The sequence below is a fragment of the Paenibacillus sp. FSL P4-0338 genome (assembly GCF_038002365.1).
Classification (GTDB): Bacteria; Bacillota; Bacilli; order Paenibacillales; family Paenibacillaceae; genus Paenibacillus_AQ.
Genome location: NZ_JBBOCG010000001.1, coordinates 1,222,653 through 1,242,082, shown reverse-complemented (window position 1 = coordinate 1,242,082; position 19,430 = coordinate 1,222,653). Strand labels below are relative to the sequence as shown.

Annotated in this window: 16 protein-coding genes; 10 read left to right on the top strand and 6 right to left on the bottom strand. The window is 42.1% G+C overall.

Going from position 1 to position 19,430, the window contains the following annotated elements; genetic code table 11:
* Positions 1-51: 51 nt before the first annotated feature.
* From MKZ07_RS33520 to MKZ07_RS05350, 3 genes are all read left to right on the top strand, one after another.
* A complete protein-coding gene (locus MKZ07_RS33520) occupies positions 52-180 on the top strand; it encodes a DUF1883 domain-containing protein (protein ID WP_445670272.1) in 129 nt (42 codons plus the stop codon).
* Positions 181-778: 598 nt separating this feature from the next.
* Complete coding sequence (locus tag MKZ07_RS05355) at positions 779-1,777, top strand: nucleotidyltransferase (RefSeq protein ID WP_341024937.1); 999 nt, start codon at positions 779-781, stop codon at positions 1,775-1,777.
* 11 nt (positions 1,778-1,788) lie between these two features.
* Entirely contained in the window at positions 1,789-2,727 is a 939-nt protein-coding gene (locus MKZ07_RS05350; protein WP_341024935.1) for an S-4TM family putative pore-forming effector, read from the top strand.
* A 63-nt stretch (positions 2,728-2,790) separates the two neighbouring features.
* Here the strand turns inward: MKZ07_RS05350 and MKZ07_RS05345 are convergent, their stop codons facing one another.
* Positions 2,791-3,903: a tyrosine-type recombinase/integrase gene (locus tag MKZ07_RS05345; RefSeq protein WP_341024932.1), complete on the bottom strand. Its 1,113-nt coding sequence runs from the start codon at positions 3,901-3,903 to the stop codon at positions 2,791-2,793.
* Between the two features lie 993 nt (positions 3,904-4,896).
* Here MKZ07_RS05345 and MKZ07_RS05340 point away from each other — a divergent pair.
* Both MKZ07_RS05340 and MKZ07_RS05335 read left to right on the top strand, forming a co-directional pair.
* Positions 4,897-6,990: a hypothetical protein gene (locus MKZ07_RS05340; RefSeq protein ID WP_341024930.1), complete on the top strand. Its 2,094-nt coding sequence runs from the start codon at positions 4,897-4,899 to the stop codon at positions 6,988-6,990.
* A gap of 325 nt (positions 6,991-7,315) precedes the next feature.
* Positions 7,316-8,428, top strand: a complete 1,113-nt coding sequence (locus MKZ07_RS05335) for a hypothetical protein (RefSeq protein ID WP_341024927.1) — start codon at positions 7,316-7,318, stop codon at positions 8,426-8,428.
* 412 nt (positions 8,429-8,840) lie between these two features.
* Here the strand turns inward: MKZ07_RS05335 and MKZ07_RS05330 are convergent, their stop codons facing one another.
* From MKZ07_RS05330 to MKZ07_RS05310, 5 genes are all read right to left on the bottom strand, one after another.
* Positions 8,841-9,947 carry a hypothetical protein gene (locus MKZ07_RS05330; protein ID WP_341024924.1) on the bottom strand — a complete coding sequence of 369 codons (1,107 nt, stop codon included), beginning with the start codon at positions 9,945-9,947 and terminating at the stop codon, positions 8,841-8,843.
* Positions 9,948-10,586: 639 nt separating this feature from the next.
* Entirely contained in the window at positions 10,587-11,009 is a 423-nt protein-coding gene (locus tag MKZ07_RS05325) for a hypothetical protein (protein ID WP_341024922.1), read from the bottom strand.
* Between the two features lie 1,839 nt (positions 11,010-12,848).
* Positions 12,849-14,114 carry an S-layer homology domain-containing protein gene (locus MKZ07_RS05320; protein WP_341024919.1) on the bottom strand — a complete coding sequence of 422 codons (1,266 nt, stop codon included), beginning with the start codon at positions 14,112-14,114 and terminating at the stop codon, positions 12,849-12,851.
* A 69-nt stretch (positions 14,115-14,183) separates the two neighbouring features.
* Positions 14,184-15,206 carry an S-layer homology domain-containing protein gene (locus MKZ07_RS05315; RefSeq protein WP_341024916.1) on the bottom strand — a complete coding sequence of 341 codons (1,023 nt, stop codon included), beginning with the start codon at positions 15,204-15,206 and terminating at the stop codon, positions 14,184-14,186.
* Between the two features lie 212 nt (positions 15,207-15,418).
* Positions 15,419-16,129 carry an NPCBM/NEW2 domain-containing protein gene (locus MKZ07_RS05310; RefSeq protein WP_341024914.1) on the bottom strand — a complete coding sequence of 237 codons (711 nt, stop codon included), beginning with the start codon at positions 16,127-16,129 and terminating at the stop codon, positions 15,419-15,421.
* A gap of 183 nt (positions 16,130-16,312) precedes the next feature.
* On the opposite strand from MKZ07_RS05310, the gene MKZ07_RS05305 reads away from it, so the two are divergent.
* The 5 genes from MKZ07_RS05305 to MKZ07_RS05285 all read left to right on the top strand — a co-directional run bounded on the left by MKZ07_RS05305 (position 16,313) and on the right by MKZ07_RS05285 (position 19,152).
* Positions 16,313-16,657, top strand: coding sequence for a helix-turn-helix domain-containing protein (locus tag MKZ07_RS05305; protein ID WP_341024912.1), 345 nt, complete (start codon positions 16,313-16,315; stop codon positions 16,655-16,657).
* 29 nt (positions 16,658-16,686) lie between these two features.
* Positions 16,687-17,430, top strand: coding sequence for a Crp/Fnr family transcriptional regulator (locus tag MKZ07_RS05300; RefSeq protein WP_341024908.1), 744 nt, complete (start codon positions 16,687-16,689; stop codon positions 17,428-17,430).
* 232 nt (positions 17,431-17,662) lie between these two features.
* Positions 17,663-17,935, top strand: coding sequence for a hypothetical protein (locus MKZ07_RS05295; RefSeq protein ID WP_341024904.1), 273 nt, complete (start codon positions 17,663-17,665; stop codon positions 17,933-17,935).
* Between the two features lies 1 nt (position 17,936).
* Positions 17,937-18,542 (top strand): hypothetical protein, encoded by a 606-nt coding sequence (locus tag MKZ07_RS05290; protein ID WP_341024902.1) that lies wholly within the window; start codon positions 17,937-17,939, stop codon positions 18,540-18,542.
* Positions 18,543-18,669: 127 nt separating this feature from the next.
* The gene (locus tag MKZ07_RS05285) at positions 18,670-19,152 is read left to right on the top strand and encodes a DnaA N-terminal domain-containing protein (RefSeq protein WP_341027887.1); all 483 of its coding nucleotides are present in this window, start codon (positions 18,670-18,672) and stop codon (positions 19,150-19,152) included.
* Positions 19,153-19,430 lie beyond the last annotated feature (278 nt).

Here is a 19,430-nt window from a genome sequence, read left to right as displayed (position 1 = left end):
TAGTGCAATATATACTATTCTTAAATAGATGTAAATAGAGTCCTTAAAATATTGGCCTCTTATCGTAATGGACGAGCATTTCATGATTATGGAGGGTACTACACTGTCTGCCCAATAAGAATTGCGACACATCATGCGGTCCACTGGCATAGTCATAGATTTAGGTGGTCGATCCGGTAATATCACGTCCTCTGTTCTTGTTTTATCGTAGACAATACTGAGTATTCAATAACAATAAAATTTGAATACCCAGCCCAGTTAATAGCCTTGGGCTCGGTTTACTTTACAGTTATCCTCATTTTACAAAGATAAACATAAGTTAGCGGGATAGATCAGTGTATCGAATTCTCCATTGACCCATAGTCCTCTCCATAGGTATGCGAGTATTCATCTGGTTTAATCCCCACCGATGAATGACTCAACCTATCAGACTACAACTTTTAAGCTATACATTCTTTTTGAGTAATCTTTGACTATAAAGGCAAAAACCTTTTCAATAAAGAACCCCGCAGCAAGTTACGGGGCATCCACAACCATGTTACTCAAACTCAGCAAGCTGCGGTGAATTAAACCCGTAGCAATTAAAAATGTTCAGTCAACAAACAATCAACCAAAGATAACAACTTATACTGCCCAGTATGTTGTCGATAAATGTCGAACGTTTGTTTGCATAAAAAACTTGAATTATAGAAAAATATGCTATAGAATGTTCTTCATTAGCACTCAAAGGTAAAGAGTGCTAATGAATCTTATTTGTTAAACAAAGGGGATTATATCTATGGCTACTACGGTTAACAACGCCTTTAGTGAGTTTATGAAGAACTATGTAAATTTAGATTCAGATGAAACATTAATTGCTCGTGGTAGTAGAGACTGGTTAATAAAACAAATAGATAACTTTGATTCACAAGATGGTTTTCTCAAGCTTTATAATGATATCGATATTCATTTTGGCTCTTTTGAAAGAAGAACAAAAATTCGAGAGTTGGATGATATTGATCTGATGATCGGTTTAGGCGGTCAAGGAAGCACTTATTCAGAAGACTATTTTGGCAAAATAGAAATAATAGTTCCTAGCTCTGCAACGGACTTGTATTCTTTGTGTCATGAGGATAGCGACAAACTTAACTCAAGAAAAGTGATCAACAGGTTTATAGGAGGTTTAAAGAACGTCCCTCAATATGAAAAAGCTGACATCAAACGAAACAACGAGGCTGCTACTTTAAAGTTAAAAACGTACTCCTGGATTTTTGATATAGTTCCTTGCTTTTTTACAAGTGCCGATTCATTTGGTAGAACCTACTATATTATACCAGACGGAAAAGGTAATTGGAAAAAAACAGATCCTCGGAAAGATCGTGATAATGTAACACGGATTAACCAAAAACATAATGGGAATGTTCTGAATGTCATTCGTTTAATAAAATTTTGGAATAAAAGGGCGAAAACGCCTACGATGGGGTCTTATCTTTTAGAATGCTTGCTTCTCTCTTATTTTGATAATACTTCCAATGTATCTTCCTATGTAGACCTTGAAGTCCCCGGTTTATTTTTACACCTTCACACTTCGATCTTTAGCGATGTACAAGACCCCAAAAATATACAAGGAAATTTGAATCAGTTATCTTATGAAGATAAACTAAAAATTTCAAGCAAAGCATACGCAGACTATACAAAGGCATTTGAGGCGCGTAAGGCTGAGGATGAAGGAGATCACGCTTCATCTATAGGAAAATGGAGAGAGATATTTGGGAGCGATTTCCCAAAATATACTTAGGAGGTTACGATATGACCACTGTAGACAATGCAATTGCGCTTCGTCAAAATGCTGAGATTAATATCAAAGTTCTTACAGCCCAGCGTCAGCTTTATGCTGAAGCTAAAATCCTTTCTAACTACCAATTTATTTTTTGCATATTGTTCCCTATCGCGATCCCTTTTGTAAAGCTGCTTACCCCTTCCGATACAGTTGGACTCGGTCTTATAACTTTATTATCAATTCTTATCATCATATTGAATATATATTTTTTTGAAAGGTCCATTAAATATAAAAAGGAAAAAGCAGCAAGGTTTCAGGAAATCTTCGATTCAAATGTACTTGAGATAGAATGGAATAGAGCACTTTGTGGACCTAGAGATAAAGCTATCCAAGACTTAGAAGAGATATTTAAAAGATACACACTAAAAAATAAATCGCTTAATGATCTAAAAGACTGGTATTCAATAGAATACTCGAATGCAGATATTTTTGCAGGAAGAATTATGTGCCAAAGAGTAAACACAACGTGGGATAGTTACTTAAGAAATGCATTCCAGATTTTTTTGAGACTTTTATTTTTAGGATGTATTTTAATAATCGGTGTTGTATCCATTATCAGAAATGATATTGTTGTAAATACGCTTGTTTCCATAATCGCCCCTATTATTCCTTTATCCCTTTATATATACAAACAACATTTTGAAAACAAAGCGACCATATCAAGATTAGATAAACTATCATATAGAGCAGAAGATCTTTGGGAAAAAGTTTTAAACAATGTTGATTCATCGACACTGACAACATGCTCAAGAAAGCTTCAAAACGATATTTATAAACATAGGGAAAGCGCCTTGTTAATCTGGGATTGGTTTTATAAGCTATTCAAAAATAAACAAGAAAACAACATGAATTTAAGTGCAGGGATAGTAATTGAAGAATATCGCCAAAGCAAACAGATGCTTCTATAGTGAAAAAGCATTGCTGCCTTTTTCGCAAGGCAACAATGCTTTTTCATTTTCATTACATTCGCGTCAGTGGATTATTCGGTTTATTTCTTGAGCTGCTTTATAGTCTACACCATACGTATGCGAATACCGATCTAGCGTTATCCCCACCGATGAATGCCCCATTCGCTCGGATACTATCTTTGGATGAACATTTTGTAAAAGAAGCAATGATGCGTGTGTATGCCGAAGGTCGTGAAAGCGAATACATTTCACTCCTGATTTCCTGAGCATGTCTAGCCAGCGCGCTTCAAAGTAGTACGGGTTGATCGGAAGTCCATTCTTTGTTTGTGAGACTAAACCATGATCTGTGTACTTCACACCGGCTGCGAGCTTATCTTTGGCCTGCAAAACCTTCTGATGCTTTAAAGCATCTATGGTCATTTGTGGCAATGCGATTGTACGAATTCCCGCTTTTGTTTTAGGTTCTTGAAAGGCATGTCCCTTCTCTCCTCTTACGTATGACTGCGCAACTTTTATCGTTCCTTTTGTAAAGTCTACATCCTCCCACCTAAGCGCAATGGCCTCTCCCCTTCTCAGTCCACAGGTTGCTGCCAGCAGTATGATCATGTAGTAACGGTACGGTTTTGAATACTCCAAAAACGTCACAAGTTCTACATCTGTCCATACATTGGTCTTGGCTTTAGGGATCTTTGGCGGCTGAACTAGTGCTGCCACATTCCGGTTTAACGTCTCATACCGAACCGCCGTAGCCAGACCATCATGCAGCACTTTATGAACGTGGTTAATCGATTGCGGCGACAAGCCACCATCTAATCTTAGTTTCTCATACATCGTGACCAAGTGGTGCGGTGTAAGTCTTGTAAGCGGAATTTGCCCAAGTTGCGGAATGATATGATAGCCAATAAGCCATTTGTAGGTCTTTACAGTACCTGGACGCAGATTGGGTCGTTTTAGCTCCAAAAACTTAGTAAAGTATTCTTGAACCGTCTCTTTGGTTTCCTCAATGTAACTGCCCCTGCCCATGTCGGCTAAAACTTTTGCAAGAGCTTGCTCAGCCTCTTTTCGCGTGTTGAAACCCGCTTTCATTTTCTGCCTACGCTTTCCCTCAGCATTCTTGCCCATCTCCACTGTGTACGCATACGTGCCGTTCTTCCTTTTGCTGATACAACCTCTCATTAGTATCCAGCCTCCTTGTTCGTTTTACTGGAAAAGTAAAACTCACGAAGGAACCTAGGGCCAAGGGAATTCCTCTGATAAGTGAGAGAATGTAACCTATGAAAAAGCCTGCCTACTGAATTGTTTTACATGGCAAAACAAGTTTAACGGAGCCTGCCTGTTGTTCGCGTTTAAACACTGAGAATGCCCGGTTTAACTTGGTTTAACCCCGTTTAACTCAGTTAAACTTTACCGGTAAAGAGGTCTATGCCTAACGATGCTACGATATCTTTTCTAGAGACGTTAGACTGGAAGAAATACGAAAAAGTACGAATCGAATAATTGTGTGAAATAATTTTGACATGTTAAAATTAAAATAGGAAAGGAAGGGAGGATTTGCTGTGGAACTACAAGTTTTTACCGAGGATACAGACCAGCATAGAGAGAAGCTCCTAACTGTAACAGAGCTTTGCGAAACTATCCAAACCACCCGAAGGAACGTAGAATTGTTGCGTAAGATAGGTTTACCTTACTACGCCTTATCCCCAGGAGGACGTCCTAGATTTGATCTGAATGAGGTAAAGGAATGGATGAGGAAAAATACTATAAATGGATGATCATTTCATTAAATTAAGTCTTGCATTCTCAATCATTAATGGTATACTATTGCCGCAAGCAGAAAGTAGATTTGAGTTTTATCTCTAGTAATGTACATAATGTATATATAATGTAAGCCATGTTAAAGAGTGTTGTGTCGAATCAAACTTAACTTTTCTGAGATTATCAGAACGGTTTATTTTGAACACTTCTACCCGAGAACATGGCTTTTTGTTTTGTCTTTTATTGATGTCAGAGTCAAAACATACAAATAAGGCCAGGATATTCTTGGAAATATCCCGACCTAATATCCAAATAGGCGAATCATTCGTATTTTTATTAAAACACACCATAATATTAACGGTCAATTATTGGTGTATATGAATGAGAGCCCCTAATTATAGGAGGTTCGTAAAAATGAAACATCTGCTCATTTATAAAAATAACGTTAATCTATCCAGCACCTATGACCAACATCTGCAGGAAATGGTAATGGCACTTAACGCTTCCGCTACTTTCAAAAGAACGGCAGGTGAGCCCTCACACCAGGCTGAGCGAACTGCTATCATTCAAGCCATTATGAACGTTTTTCCGGATAAAACTGAAGAAAACATTGTAGTTGACCTAATCAATACTCTGCGAATCTCACCAAACGCTGTTGATGATTATATGTTTTTCCACCATCGTAGCTTTCGTGGGAATAAAGCCTGCCTAATCCCAAAAAAATTCCCAGCTGCAATGGCTCTAGGGCTTCATATCGTGAGACGTATCAAGAGCAGTTTCTTCACTGGCTCTGGTTTAGATGTGGTGAATAATAAGATCATCCCTCAGACTGACATTGGTTACTATAACGATGAGAATCAGGAATGGGTAACTTTTCGATTAGCTGATACGGACTTGTATAGAGCAACTAAAGAGTATGAAGAAGCTTGCATTACGAACGGTCTCCAGTTTAAGGGCGGTCGGAACTCGGAATTCAGCAAAGTTGTGGATTATATTAGTGCGTACCAAATGATTAATGCTCCATATGTCCCGTCTGTTGAACAGTTTGATTTTTTGGGCTGGAACAAAGACAAAAACCGCTTCATTAGCCCACGCCGGAAAGATTGTTACATCAATATGCCTGATGAAGTGGCTCAAGAGATGATAAACGAAGGATATGTACAAAATGGTGATGATCCTGCTCAAAACGTAAATGATATTTTGAATAACCTCAAAGCACACCCTCTCGCAGTCGCCATATACGCATGTTCATATATCAATGCCCTTTCCGCCGGTAGTATTATCGACTCCAACTATTTGGTCCTGGACATCCACGGGATTAAGGGAACCGGGAAAAACCTGCTACAATACACCGCGATGAATCCTATCGGAAAATCCGAGGAAAAATCAACCCCCTTGCTGCAGACTTGGGTTGGGGCTTCCCATGCCGGGCTTCTAGCAAACATACGGTCACATCGCAGTCATCCTGTGTTTTTTGATGATGCACAAATGAATGATATAAAAACGTTAGAGGACATCGGATATATTACCTTTAATTCCTCACGCGGGGTTAAATCTAAGACTGATGGTGTCGCTAGAAATGATAAAAATACCACTTCAATGGTAGTTTCTACAGGAGAGGCTTCCATTCTGTCCATCGTTAAAAAGGATGGCTTGACACGGCGTATTCTACCGCTACCTATGGATAGAGTACTAGAAAAGATTATTAACAATCCTGGGCATTTAAGAATGTGGCAGAAGCAGCTTGGATCACTATTAAATAAATCCTACGGAATCGCGCTTGATCCATTGGTCGATTATGCTTTAGAAAATAAAGAGACCCTTAAGACTAAATACGAAAAGTATAGCTGCCAATATATTGCCAACAATGAAGACCGCCACTTCGACTGTACAAGATACGAATCATACGCGAAATACGTAGCTGGCTTACATGTCGTACTGGAGAGCCTTTGTGAAAAATATCAGCTTTCCGCGGTCAATCAGGAAGAGATTGATGATATCTGCTCATACGTAGATCAATACTTAAGGGAAATTTGTATCGAAAATAAAAATATCGAAGCCTTAGAAGCGACTATTAGTTACGCAAGCACTAACTTCGAGAAACACTTCCAGGGTAGAAACCAGAACCATCCGCAATATGGTAAATTTGCAGAAATCGAACTGGATGGCTCAAAAGAACAATGCCTTGTGTTTGTGACTAGCGAGTTAGAAGGATTTCTCAAATCGGCAGAATACGTAGTTGCTAATGTTCTAACAGCTTGGGAGAGTTTGGGAGTTATCCGTTCCAAGATCACCAATAAAGGCGGGGGGAGAAAATCTCGAGTAAAGAGCTTCAAATACGCATTAAAGAATACGGGCAGTGCAAATGCCAAGCCTTACTGCACATTTATTCTCCTGGAGAAAGCACAGCAACTCATTGATCAAGTCAATGGTACGAGCGAGATCCTGGATACTGCACCTTCTCACAGTTCAGAACAAAAGATTGTACAAGTGAATTTCAAAAAATAATAAGAAAGCTCTTCTGCAAATGGCAGAGGAGCTTTCTTATTGAAATACAATGTGTAAGCTCGAACCCCTCGCCGACCAGGAGCTCAAGAGATTGTTAATAAAGTGGGGGGGTGAATGGGCTTGTATTATGGTTTGGCTGTGATAATATAGGGACATAAGCAACGTGTACAGGACGCGATTAGCGCCCGAATGTAAGATTCCGTAATACCATAAACCAAAATCCGCCTCCATTCGGATTTATTGGTTTTGTGGTTTGGAATTGCATTCGGGCGTTTTTTTGTGTTCTGCGCGTTCTAATCACTTAAATTACAAGGAGAGAGTAAACATGCCAACAAACAAATCACTATCAAGCCATCCTGAGTTCCAAAGCCCTGTACAACCTGTACGTGTTGCTCAATTTTTAGAAGCTGTTTTTAATCCGATTTATGATGGTGCCGGGGAGTCCCCCTATTACATCGAGATTTCACGAAAGGCCCAACAAGGTTATTTGTCCACCCACACCTACGGACTAAACCGCAAAAAATACAGCAACATTAGAGAGCGTATCCAAATGGATAATCGAGATGCCTGTGTTTTCTTTTCCATTTGCCCGCGCGACGCAGTGCTCATCGACGTAGAAAGTGGTTATGCTCATCGCACCTCCGCACGGAATGTAAGTATAGCGACCGTCTGCTGGTTGGATATAGATTATAAACTACTGTCTGACGATCCAGCTATGGCCGATGAAAGAGCAGTTGCCATAATCTCAAATCTAGCCCCCTATCCTAACATCATCGTTAAAACCCCTGGAGGCTATCACCTGTACTTTTTGCTGGATACAGCCTATCCGGTCGGCGAAGTGGTGGCCATCAACCGGCGACTGGAAAAATACACTGGGGCGGATTCTTGTGGCGATGCTGCGCGAATCATGAGAGCCCCTGTTGGTTATCATCGCAAAGACCCTAATCATCCAAAAAAAGTTGAGATTATTCATTTTGATGGCAGCCGCCGCTATACGCTAGACGATTTTGATCATTATCCTGCTGTGGACATCCCTACTCCCCCGCATCTGGAACTGGTTATCCTGCCGGAGCATGCTCCGAGCGTACTTATTGACGATCTACGCACCCATTTTCGGGACAGCAAACTGTACGATAAGATTACCGCAGCAACTTTTACTGAATATAAACATGTGACTGGAAACAGCCGAAGCAAATCGCGTAGTGAACGAGACTATCATATTATCTGCCAGCTACTTAAAAGCGGCATTGACCCGGCTATGATTAAAGGTATATTCGCTGAGTATTCATGCGGTGACAAATACCGCGAAAAGCTGCAACACGGTGATGTCTATCTGACACATCAAATCGAGAAATGCAAAGAAGCTATTTATTATGAACAACAGTTCCAACCTCGGATCATTACTCATACCGAACAGGATCGTGTAATCTTTATTTGATTCCAGCACTGCTGCTTCTGAGGAGCAAGCCAGTTCATGCTTGGCGGCTACTCCGGTCAGCACCTGCAAGAGAACCAAAGCAAAAGCTGTTCGGTAAAATATAAGTATTGGGCTGATCCATTAAATGAAGCAGCGGCGAACTAAGACTTTAATTATCAGGTCTTAGACCGCCGCTGGTGTTATTCAACTAACGTTTCCAGTTAGCGTAATGAATATGTCTTGATGGTTATATTTTTTTCCTACTGGAGTTTTAGATAAAAATAATTAGTAAGCCCATTCCGCTCGTAGATAAAGAATGATTCATAACGCCTTGCTTGCCCACCTATCGATTGCTCTATCCATCTGCTCCCATAGACTATTAAATGGCTCGTACTCCCCTAAGACTAGGCGTACAACACCGTTTAATGGATCATTAATTACTCCTAGGTAGTTTGACAATTTGATACTGAATTATCGAATGTTTAGGATACCCTTTAGGAAGAGAGTCAATATCAAAATAAAGTTCAGTAGGTGGCTTTAAAATGTCCGTTATAATTGGTATAACTTGTCTCGCAATATTGTCTAGATCTTTCTCGTGACTTGCTGCAGGAACATATAATATTGTCAGTTTTACGTTTAATAAAAAGGGGGTGAGAATTGAGTAACGCTGTTTGTATTTTTCTACGATCTCCTCGATTGCTTTTTTAAACTGTTCACTATCCCCTTCTTTGTATGGTAAGCCAAGTGAACGCAGTTGACCTATAGGAGGAGATATTACCCATTTACGATGGTCTGTAAAAATTCTATCAACAATTGTATTGGTTTGGTATAATTCATCAAAAAAGAGCGCCAGATGTTGGGGCATAATATCATATCCCTTCATTGTAACTGACTGTACTCTACGAACTCGAATATTTTCGCTATGCTTCGATTGTTCTCCAACAATATTTGCTAGCTTTCTAAAATCTTCAAGACTATCCCATGCGGATTCCATTTCGTTTTCATCGTATGGTTCTAAATGATCAAAGATATCATTTTCATCATAAAAATAATCCCCATCATCTTCAGAAAAACTGTTACCGTTCCTTATATGCTGGTATAGCTTTAAATCAAGGATGAAATCACGCATTGGGGCCATGGTCAATGTAATTGAAGGCGCCTTATTCTCCCTCTGCACATGGTAATTAACAATAAGCATGGAGATTTGCTGATCGTCTTTTAATGGTAATCTACAATTATTTGCATCTTTTGAATATAGTAAATCTATATAATTTTTTGCTAATTTGTGTATGCTGGGTGGATTTTTGCGTTTCGGGAAGAAATCTAATTGCAAAACAACGGGGCCAAGAAATGTATTTCGATGAATGGAACGCAAGTAGATATCAAGCTCCGAACGAAATCTTTGTTTTTCAAGTAGTGGCATACTATTCTTACTATACGTTTCTTGATGAATTTGAAAAGTCAATCGTTGGCAATACCGATCCATATATCGACTATAATTTCCCGGGCTTGTATGGAGCAAATAATCAAGTTTCCGCATATATTCTCCTCGTTCTGTTTGGTGATTTCATAACAAATAGCACATTCCTTTTGCTGAACCCAAAATTAAAGTTTTAGCAAAGTCAACCGATCCCAACGTAATCGGCTGACTTCTTGTTTTTATTAAGCTAATCTTTCTCATTAGCGTAATCTTCTGATTGAACGATATTCGGATTCCTTAGTCAATGCCGAAGAATCCTAATATTCCAAGTAAATCCTGATCATAACAAACGTGATAAAGGTAGTAGAGAATGATAAGTCAAATGGTATTCTCGAAAAGTTGAATTACATTGCCTATTAAAGACGTTAGATAGGTTCAATGTTGCAATCACGGTGGCTTTTTTTGAATTTTTCCCATATTAGAACGACCGTTGCAAGCATCTCTAAAGTCTAGTCCAGAATCACGAATTTCACAATATTGATTCCAATTGGTATTGCGATAATAATAGCAAGAATTATTCCGAAAATCCTTCACTCTAGCCCGGTCATAATGTACTTCACGATAAGTGCTGCAACTCCAAAGAATATGAAATTCCTTATTGCATCTTTAAACAATTTTCTGACTACTGCTATGGGATTGTTAATGTCGACTGCTTGGTTTAAACTTGGCAGTTTGATCCCCTCCGAGTCCCTTTTTGATTTAATCAAGGTATTCAACAAAGGCATCAGTAAATCCGGACCTAAATGCATTAACCGGCATATTCTTGGACCCCCAATCGGTACCGAACCATTCATTAAGCTGCTCTGTTGTCGGCAGGTCGGCACAATCATCAGCTCCCCAACAATAAAAGTCCAACTTTCTCTCGTCCAATAACATTCCTGCCAATTTGCGGTAATCTTCTACCGACACTTTCTCATAAAGGATATCTTCTACACCGCCGGCTTCATATCCTTCAGCTGTAACATGCCCCCACAGACGACCATTTGAGTATGCTCTCTTGGCTAAATCATCATGCTTTTCTTTGCGTAACTGATAGCCTTCATCACGGTCCAGCTTCCCGTAAATGTGCCCAGCGAAGTTTATCCCCCAAGATAGTACCTGAAAAGCTCCAAGAAGGACCAAAATCCCGATCGTCCAAGACTTAAGCGTACTTCTTATGAGAATCACCCCCTAATGGATTGAGTTCATTAATGTCTTTCAACAAAATCTAGCTAAATCCCTCTTGTTTTAACAAAATGATGCATTGCACTAATCTGCCCGCTAGCGTATCTGCTAGTCTAATAATTTTATTCTCAGTCAGAACCTCTATTATCGAGTCTAACACTTTATTTACAATCTAATGCTTTCTTTTTTTGAAAAAGGCCTTGTGCTGCTCATGCGGAGGACGATGTAAGATTCGTCTCCCCAGAGTCGTTCGATTGTGGGAGGACAGAATGGTTGGGAGAATGATTGGGAGGACGACCTTTAGCCCATTGGGAACGGGCTTAAGAGCTTTCGTCCTCCCAGTCTCCCTAAAGAAGAACAGAAGAAAAACGGAACAATCAAGAAAGGGACAAGTGCACAATTTCGGAAAGGCAAAAAGCTGGGAGGCTGGGAGGATGATATATATATTATTTTATTTTAAAGTTGTTGTTACCTTGTTCTAGCTCATTTTGGCTTGTAACTCCCGTCATATCTCCCATAGGTCTCCCAACCTCCCAACCCAAAATCCTGCAAAGCGAGAGGAAATATCCTTGTTACCTCGCAGAAAGTGCTTTCTCCAGCTTGTGGTTGACTCCTTGTTGACTTGAGATACCTCCTAGCACTCTGTACGAACCCTGCATCGCCATAAATTCAGCACAAAGAGCCCGCGCCGGACGCGGGCTCTTGGACTTTATTCTTTCCCAGTAGCCACCGGATTCTCCTCATAACTAATCCAGTCGCTCCAGCTGGCATTGCTGTTAGAAACTGCTTTCAACTCGCTCAGCCTCCGGACTTTGAAAGAACGAGACTACACTGCATCGGAGAAGCATTGCCAAGTGCCGGTGTACCCATGAGTGCCATTGCTCAGGAGCCAGCAGCATAGGGTTCCCGAGCCAGAGGTCAGGAAGAAGCACGCTAGCCGAGTCAGCCGCCGAGCCGCATTGCTCTCGAATCAGGAAAATTCACTCTGTGGAATACACCACCCCGAGAGAGGAAGCAGGCTAGCTAGGTAACAGGAAGAAGTCACCTTGTACTATCTTGCCAGCTACCGTGGCCTCTCCCGATGTATCCCCGTTGCGGGAGGGCTGTTTCTCGCTCTCCGACATCCTAACCTCAGGAGGTCAAACACTAGGCAAGCATGAACCCGACCACGGATAGCCCTTTAATAAGTGCTGAACGTTCGGGCCGCTGAGATCAGAGGCATCTGGCTCTTCCAGCCGCACTGAATACATCGGTATGAGCTAGCCGGTAGCTGCTACTTGCTGGCGCATCCAGGCCTCAAGCTGAGATCACTCTGCAATGTAGGACCCCGGTTCCCAAGCCCCGTTCTTGCTCCCCGAACCCCTAAAGCTCACGTGTCCAATACACAACAATGGTCATAACCGATGCGGGATGGGCAAAGCTACATGGCACTTGGACCACTTGAGTTCCGGCACTCGCATGACTACATGCCACGCATCCCGGTACGATGTATCTCGCTCTCATATCCCCAAATCTCAAAGAGAGTATCACACTTCGCCGCCCGTTCCCTTGCCCATAAACCTACTTGACCCGAATCGCGTGACCACTTTTTAATGTGGAAAAGGGAGGGCTTGTTGTGAAAATACTTATAAAGGTTGCACTGACGCTAAACGTTCTGTTCCTTGCTTCTCTGAGCATAGGGTACGTTGAAATCGAACTGACCAATTCTCATGTAATATATCTGTTCAGGTGAATGCAAAAGAGGCCTATCGTATGAATAGACCTCTTTGCAAAGCATATGTGGCTGCGCCTGCTACTTTATAAAATCGGACGAATGAACAACATTTTTCCATCTTTGGTATGAATCATTGTATCGATGATATCGGTTTTACTTATTACGCCAGCACCCCAGATGTTGACTTCGCCTTGCCCCTTGTTATACACATTTCGCGTATCCTCACCAGTGTAGCTGTTTGCGCCATATTTTGTGAAGTTGGAGGAGTCGAACAATCGCCGTCCAAGTTGTGTTGTTAGCCCTTGGTTGGCAAGCGAGCCAAGACGTTTCAAGTCGTCTACCTTCGAAACGAATGTGTGCTCTGTAAATACACGGTATTTTGGGGTGTAGAATCCGATAGATGACTCATCCGGCCCATAATGGAACATCGGCTCATACACACTGTGTACGCTATCTGACGGTATAACGTCCATGAAGATCATCTTAGAAATCGTCACTGTGGCCACATCGTTGCGGAGTGTCAGTTCTTTGCCAAAGACATCCTGCACATTTTTGTACTGCGACTCTACAGGAGACATGACCTTTAGCTTGCCAAAAGTGTTGAAGTTTGTTCCCGTGAGAGCTACTTCGCGCAGTTCGTTAAGGCCTGTAAAGTCAGTGGCTTTCTTGTTCTCTACATCGATATAGCGTAGCAGGATGATCGCCACCTCTGCACGTGTAGTATTGGCTGTCATGTTGAACTTGCCGTTCTGATCGCCTGTCATGAGGCCTGTACCAACAGCCACAGTAACGAAAGGATAATCAGACTTCTGTAGTCCACCGCTGAAAAACTCTGCTACAGGGATAAGGGCGTTTGGCCCTTTGGAATCTGCCTGAGCTTTGTTGTACTCTCCATCCTCAGCTGCTAGCCCGTTTGCCATCCATTTGGCAAGCTCGATGCGAGTCATGGCTTTGCTTCCTACAAATCCGTTTGGATAATCGACGCGGTTCACAAAACCAAGGGCAGTGACCTTGTTGACATCGGCGTATGCCCAGTTCGTAGGTGTTACATCGTTAAATGCTCCATTTACGTTAGACGGAACATGCTTAGTTGCTCTTGCCAGCATGGCTGCGAACTCTGCGCGGGTGACATTAGCACCTGGTTTGTATGTCCCGTCGGTGTAGCCAGTAACGAGCCCAAGTTCAGCCGCCTTGTTGATAGAATCTTTCGCCCAGTGATCTCCGATATCTGAAAAACTCACTGCCGATGCGGCTACAACCTTGGGTGTAAACTGTGTAGATCCAAGTACAAGTCCGGCCGTTGTTGCAAAAACTAGAACACCTGATAGAAGCTTCCTTGCTACATTCATGTGAATCCCCCTTATGTCTAAGAACCTACACATTGTGTAGGCCCTTAGATATTACACGCAATCAGTTGGTTACGGCTTTTTGAAGCTGATAGTGATGTTGTCCATGCTTGTCGCACTTGGCGAAATGTACACCGTATAACCATCAATCGTTGTTGTCGATGTTTTACCCGACTGCACTGCACTTTCGAGAGTTGTTGTAAAGTTCGCTGGTACGTTGACACCAGCTGCTTTCAGCATTTCAGTAGCGAGTTTCAGCGAATCGTTATTTGTTGCATCAAAGGAAATAACGCGGTTGTTTCCGCCAGTGGATTGTGCCACCTTGTAGTTGATTGAGGCGTACCCCTCGTTGTCATAAATCGATACTCCAGCATCCCCTGCTTTTACAGTGTAACCGGGATAGTTGCCTACCACTTTCGTGATGCTGTCCTTAACATCGCTAATTCCTGTTGGAAGCGAAGTTACAGGTTTAGGCATCTCAGATACAGAAGTCGGCAATGTAGGACGGTCTTTGAGTTCATTCAGTCCAGCATCTTTTGCCTTTTTGATGAAAGCTACAGCTTCTGCACGAGTCAGCTTGTCAGTTGCTTTGTATCCAGCAACGGTGTTACCTGTTTTACCACCAGACAGATTCGTGTTAAGCAAGTACTGGATTGCATTGTTACCCATGTAGTTGATGCCGTTGGCACCAGCAATGATGTTAGCGACTTCGCCGCGTGTGATTGGCGTGTCGCGTGCAACTTTACCAGCTGCATTGTTGTTGACACCTGCTACAGGCCAGTTGAAGCCTTTTGCAACAGTGTACACTGGATCAGCCCAGTGTGTCTGGCCGGAAATCGGTGAAACTTTTTGATACGCGGAAACGAACATCATCAGGAATTCGGCTTCCGATACTTCTTTGTTTGGACGGAATGTTCCGTCCGGATAACCCTTGACTACATTGTTGCTGGCAGCCCAAACGATGGTGCTGTACGCCCAGTGCGTGCTTTTAACATCTGATAGCTCAGGCGTTGCTGCAAAAGCTGAAGAAAAGGATGTTAAAGAAAGATAAAGTGCAACTACAAAACCAACCAACTTCGTTTTTGTACTCTTCATAAGTCCTCCTTAATCTCCGATATTATATCTCTACCCATTAAAAATGCTTTTCGGCTATAAGATCAAGGAAACCCATTTTCCGTTTTACTTACGTAGCTTCCTCCACAAAACGTTATAAAATGCATGGTTCATATGCTAAGGAGCCAATTTAATATGCCTAACCAGCAGTAAAGACAGCGACTTTTTAGGTCCTGTCTCTACTCAATTTAGACCTATTTAGTTAAAATCGGATTAACGATAGCGGGGTAAACAAATCCATTCGTTAGAGCAGTAAATAAGATCTCCATCTTCAATACTCCACTGATGGGAATAGAAGCTGATTGCAGAGGGACACCTTTAACTGCGGTGCTGCTCCAAACTTCTACCCCGTCTCCTATAATCGTTATTTTTGCTGAAGCTCCATCTTTCGCTTTATCTAGACTTCCGTAGTTGATGTTCAAAGATCTATACTGCCCGTTCAGGTTATATGTTTGTTTTTGCTCAGGAAAACCCGAGTTGAATCCGTTTATCGTGATCCCATTTGTATACGATTGTCCATCAATCTCCATTTTTGTATTAACGACTGAATAGCTTGCTACATTCACTGGCGCTTTATTGCTTAAATAATCTCCACCCGCAACAGAATCCCCAAACAGTACAGACTTGGTTTTTGCATCCCAAGCAACTGGTTTACCCACCATATTTCCAACAAGCTTGAGAGGAACATACGTTGTGCCATTGTAAATAATAGAGGCAGGAACAGATGTTCCATTATTATTGAAATTACCATTTGCAGGCGTTTTGTCTACGTTGTCTACCATAAACTTGACTGGGTCAAAGCTAACCTCGATCTTGTTGGTAGCGGCCCAAGCAAAACTCCCGAAAAAAACAGCACCTATTAAAAATCCAGTAACCCCATACTTTAACTTGTACATCGTTTTCATGTTTTTTTACCTCCAGTTAGTTTTTAATGTTAATGAAGAGCATGTTATGCCCATGTTTCAAACACCATAAATTGTTTTTTCGCCCTTAAAAGACATTATAAATGTTATATTTAAAAAAAGTAATATTTATAGTGTGTTAATATTGCAAACCACCTCATGTACGCTTGTTCTGAGGTGGTTACCGTGTCAGAAATAGCCAAAAAATTAGGAGAACGCATTCGCCGGATACGTAAACAAAATGGAATGAGCCAAGAGCTACTTGGCGAACTATCAGGTCTGCATACCAACTACATTGGACAAGTGGAGCGAGGAGAAAAGAACCTTACCGTTGAAAGTCTGGAAAAGATCGCTGAAGGTCTTCACACTCCTCTTGAACAGTTGTTTCGCAACATTGAACATGTACCTTCTCTTGACGAGTTGGATAAATTGATTGCTCTACTTGAAGAGCGTTCATTACATGACAAGCGTTTTGCGCTGCAGCTACTTCAGTCCGTATTCAGTTGGGAGGAGATCAAAAATAACCGGTAGACCTGCGTTCGAGTGAAAGGGAAGTAAATATGTATAACTCAGTAGTAGACACGCCATTCTTTAAAGATATTGTTGAATACAGTGATAGAGAGCTCGTGGAATCTCGGTTTACTCTGCGCACTTTTCCAAAAGGTCAAATTTTGTACTCTCATGGAGATGAAGGCCATGAAATGTACATCATCAAGACGGGAGCGCTGAAGATATATCGTCAGGATGATCATCACGAGATTATTTTTGGACATCAGTTCCCAGGAGAGGCCATTGGTGAACTCGAAATATTCCATCACGACAACACCAGGACCGCCTCTGTAGCCACGATAGAGAAAACGACTCTCTGGATGATTAAGCGCCAAGATATGGATGAACTCGTCAAGCTTTACCCGGAGATCCTGCGTAAAACCATATACATACTAAGTGAACGACTAAACCAGGCTGACAGAAAACTGGAGTACCTGGCTTTTCTGGATACGCGGATTCGTGTAGCTAACTTGTTGCTTGATTTGCACTCCAACTTCGGTGTGAACACCGGTGACGGAGTATTTATCAATTGGCGGATTACACAACAGCATTTTGCCCAAATGATTGGAGTCGGCAGGGAAACCGCAGCCCGAGTTTTGCAAGAACTGCAAAGTGAACGCATTATACGTATCCAGGCACGCCACATTTATATCCTTGACCTAACGGCTTTGACAGTACTTGCCGGTGTCCAGCCAGATCATAATGAAGGGCGAATATGGCACTCTACCCATAAATATGATATCCCTTCCTTATAAATCTTTCTGTGTCCGCGTCGATATTTGTTTTGTGTTCCTCATCACAAACGTATGTTCCACAATCGGGGAAGCATCCAGACTACACCACCACGACCCCGTTTCTTCTCCTTCCTGCACAAAAAAATCTCATTGTAAAATCCAGGAATTTGTTTTGTCAACTCCGCCATTCTATTCCCTTGTCACGAATTTTTGAGGTGTGGTTTAATTAAGGTATTTTTTCGACAAGGAGTCGATGCTTATCGCCAAATTTGAACTTGGAACGATCGTAGTAACTGAGGGTGTTCAGAATCGGATCAGTGAAGCTGACCAAATGCTTGCTTTGAACAGGCATGCCTACTGCGATTGGGGGGACGTACTGGAAGACGATCGGACAGCGAACGAGAACGGACTTATACATGAGGAGAGATTGTTTTCCATCTATAAAACTCAAACAGGAACAGTCTTTTGGGTCATTACAGAAGCGGAACGTACGGCAACAACGCTGTTACTGCCGGGAGAGTGCTGATATGTTATCAGCAGAGCGTGTAACAGCTGTTTTTGTTGAGCTTGCGGATGACCTTTCTGTTCGAACCGATGTAGCCCATCAGGTAGTCGTTTCAAAGGATGTGGAGGATTACAGGATGCAAATTCAGGCCACCCTCAACCACTTGACCCTCACCATGACTGAACAAGCTGAACAAAAAACGATTGCGGTTGCTACATACGACAGAGCCAACCAGCGTGTAGTTCACTGCGATGCCCTGCTCGAATCAGCATTAACGGATCTCATTTTGCTGGACAAAATGGATCTGCTCTGGTCAGGCGGCAAGGCCAAACTAAGTGTTGCCGATAAAAGAGTACAACTTGTACTGGAGGCGATGGTCACTACACTTAGCAGTGATGCGGTAAAAGAAGAGACTTGTTTAAAAGCCCAGGCACTGGAGCACACCGTTCAGATCACCATTACATTGGAGGCCATCGAGATCTGCGCATTCCATACCGCAGACGGAGACTTGTTTGCAGCTATAAGATACAGTAAGCGACTTAGGAGCATTGTGTATCACATGCGGTTAAACATATTGGAAGGGAGTCTTCGGGACTTGATCCTGCTTGATAAAATGGACCTGATTTAACTGCCAATCTGCCACTTGGCACACACACCACTCTTTGACTTTATAAATAGTAAAGACCGGCCTGACACAACCGGTCTTTTTTGTCGTGCATTAGGAAGGAGGACGAACTACAGAGGCATTGAACGAGATGTGGGATGAAGTGCTGAGAAGAGTTCACGCTTTGGTTTCTGTTCAAGACAGCAAGCGGATGCAACAAAGCAAACTGTATGCTCTAACAGAACATCAAGCCGCTATCTGGACTCGAAGCCGTAAGCTCAAAATCTTACTTGAACAGAGGTACATCGGACTCATTTCAGCGGTGCTGTTCGGCATTTGTGGAAGGGAACTGAACTTGCTCTTCGTGACGAAAGGAGAACTATCGATGCCTGAAACAGAACTGGACCTGTACTGGATCTACATGCTGGAGGAGCTTCGCAAGAAATTGTCTGAACCCGTGTACAAAGCCTTCTTTGAGCCTACCCGACTTGTATTCTTAAGTGATACGCTGGCGATTATCCGAACGCCGAGCGTATATGCAAAAGATTGGCTAAGCGTTAAATATACGAAACTCGTTAAAGATCTGTTTGAACAACTGATGAGTCAAAAGCCCGATTTACTATTCACAGAATGAAAGGAGCGATGCCGATGCCAAGACCTGTACCCAGAGCTGACTGGGTTAAAACTTGCTTAAATCCAGATTGTGGGAGCGTGGATCTTACACTGAATCCGAATCCCAAGAAGTCGAGCAATGCCGTTGTATTATGCAACGCCTGCAAGATGAAGTTTGAAGTGCTGTCAGTATAAAGTAGAGGGGCCGGTCTAAGACCGCGCCCCTTTAGCTTATTTATTGAAGCTGATCACAGATGTCGCCGAGATAGGTTCTTGCATCAAATTGAGCGGTACTTGCTT

Excerpts from the sequence above, each read along its gene's own strand:
- MKZ07_RS05355 (WP_341024937.1), top strand. The coding sequence starts at position 779 with ATGGCTACTACGGTTAACAACGCCTTTAGTGAGTTTATGAAGAACTAT.
- MKZ07_RS05350 (WP_341024935.1), top strand. The coding sequence starts at position 1,789 with ATGACCACTGTAGACAATGCAATTGCGCTTCGTCAAAATGCTGAGATT.
- MKZ07_RS05345 (WP_341024932.1), bottom strand. The coding sequence starts at position 3,903 with ATGAGAGGTTGTATCAGCAAAAGGAAGAACGGCACGTATGCGTACACA.
- MKZ07_RS05340 (WP_341024930.1), top strand. The coding sequence starts at position 4,897 with ATGAAACATCTGCTCATTTATAAAAATAACGTTAATCTATCCAGCACC.
- MKZ07_RS05335 (WP_341024927.1), top strand. The coding sequence starts at position 7,316 with ATGCCAACAAACAAATCACTATCAAGCCATCCTGAGTTCCAAAGCCCT.
- MKZ07_RS05330 (WP_341024924.1), bottom strand. The coding sequence starts at position 9,947 with ATGCGGAAACTTGATTATTTGCTCCATACAAGCCCGGGAAATTATAGT.
- MKZ07_RS05320 (WP_341024919.1), bottom strand. The coding sequence starts at position 14,114 with ATGAATGTAGCAAGGAAGCTTCTATCAGGTGTTCTAGTTTTTGCAACA.
- MKZ07_RS05315 (WP_341024916.1), bottom strand. The coding sequence starts at position 15,206 with ATGAAGAGTACAAAAACGAAGTTGGTTGGTTTTGTAGTTGCACTTTAT.
- MKZ07_RS05310 (WP_341024914.1), bottom strand. The coding sequence starts at position 16,129 with ATGAAAACGATGTACAAGTTAAAGTATGGGGTTACTGGATTTTTAATA.
- MKZ07_RS05300 (WP_341024908.1), top strand. The coding sequence starts at position 16,687 with ATGTATAACTCAGTAGTAGACACGCCATTCTTTAAAGATATTGTTGAA.
- MKZ07_RS05295 (WP_341024904.1), top strand. The coding sequence starts at position 17,663 with ATGCTTATCGCCAAATTTGAACTTGGAACGATCGTAGTAACTGAGGGT.
- MKZ07_RS05290 (WP_341024902.1), top strand. The coding sequence starts at position 17,937 with ATGTTATCAGCAGAGCGTGTAACAGCTGTTTTTGTTGAGCTTGCGGAT.
- MKZ07_RS05285 (WP_341027887.1), top strand. The coding sequence starts at position 18,670 with ATGTGGGATGAAGTGCTGAGAAGAGTTCACGCTTTGGTTTCTGTTCAA.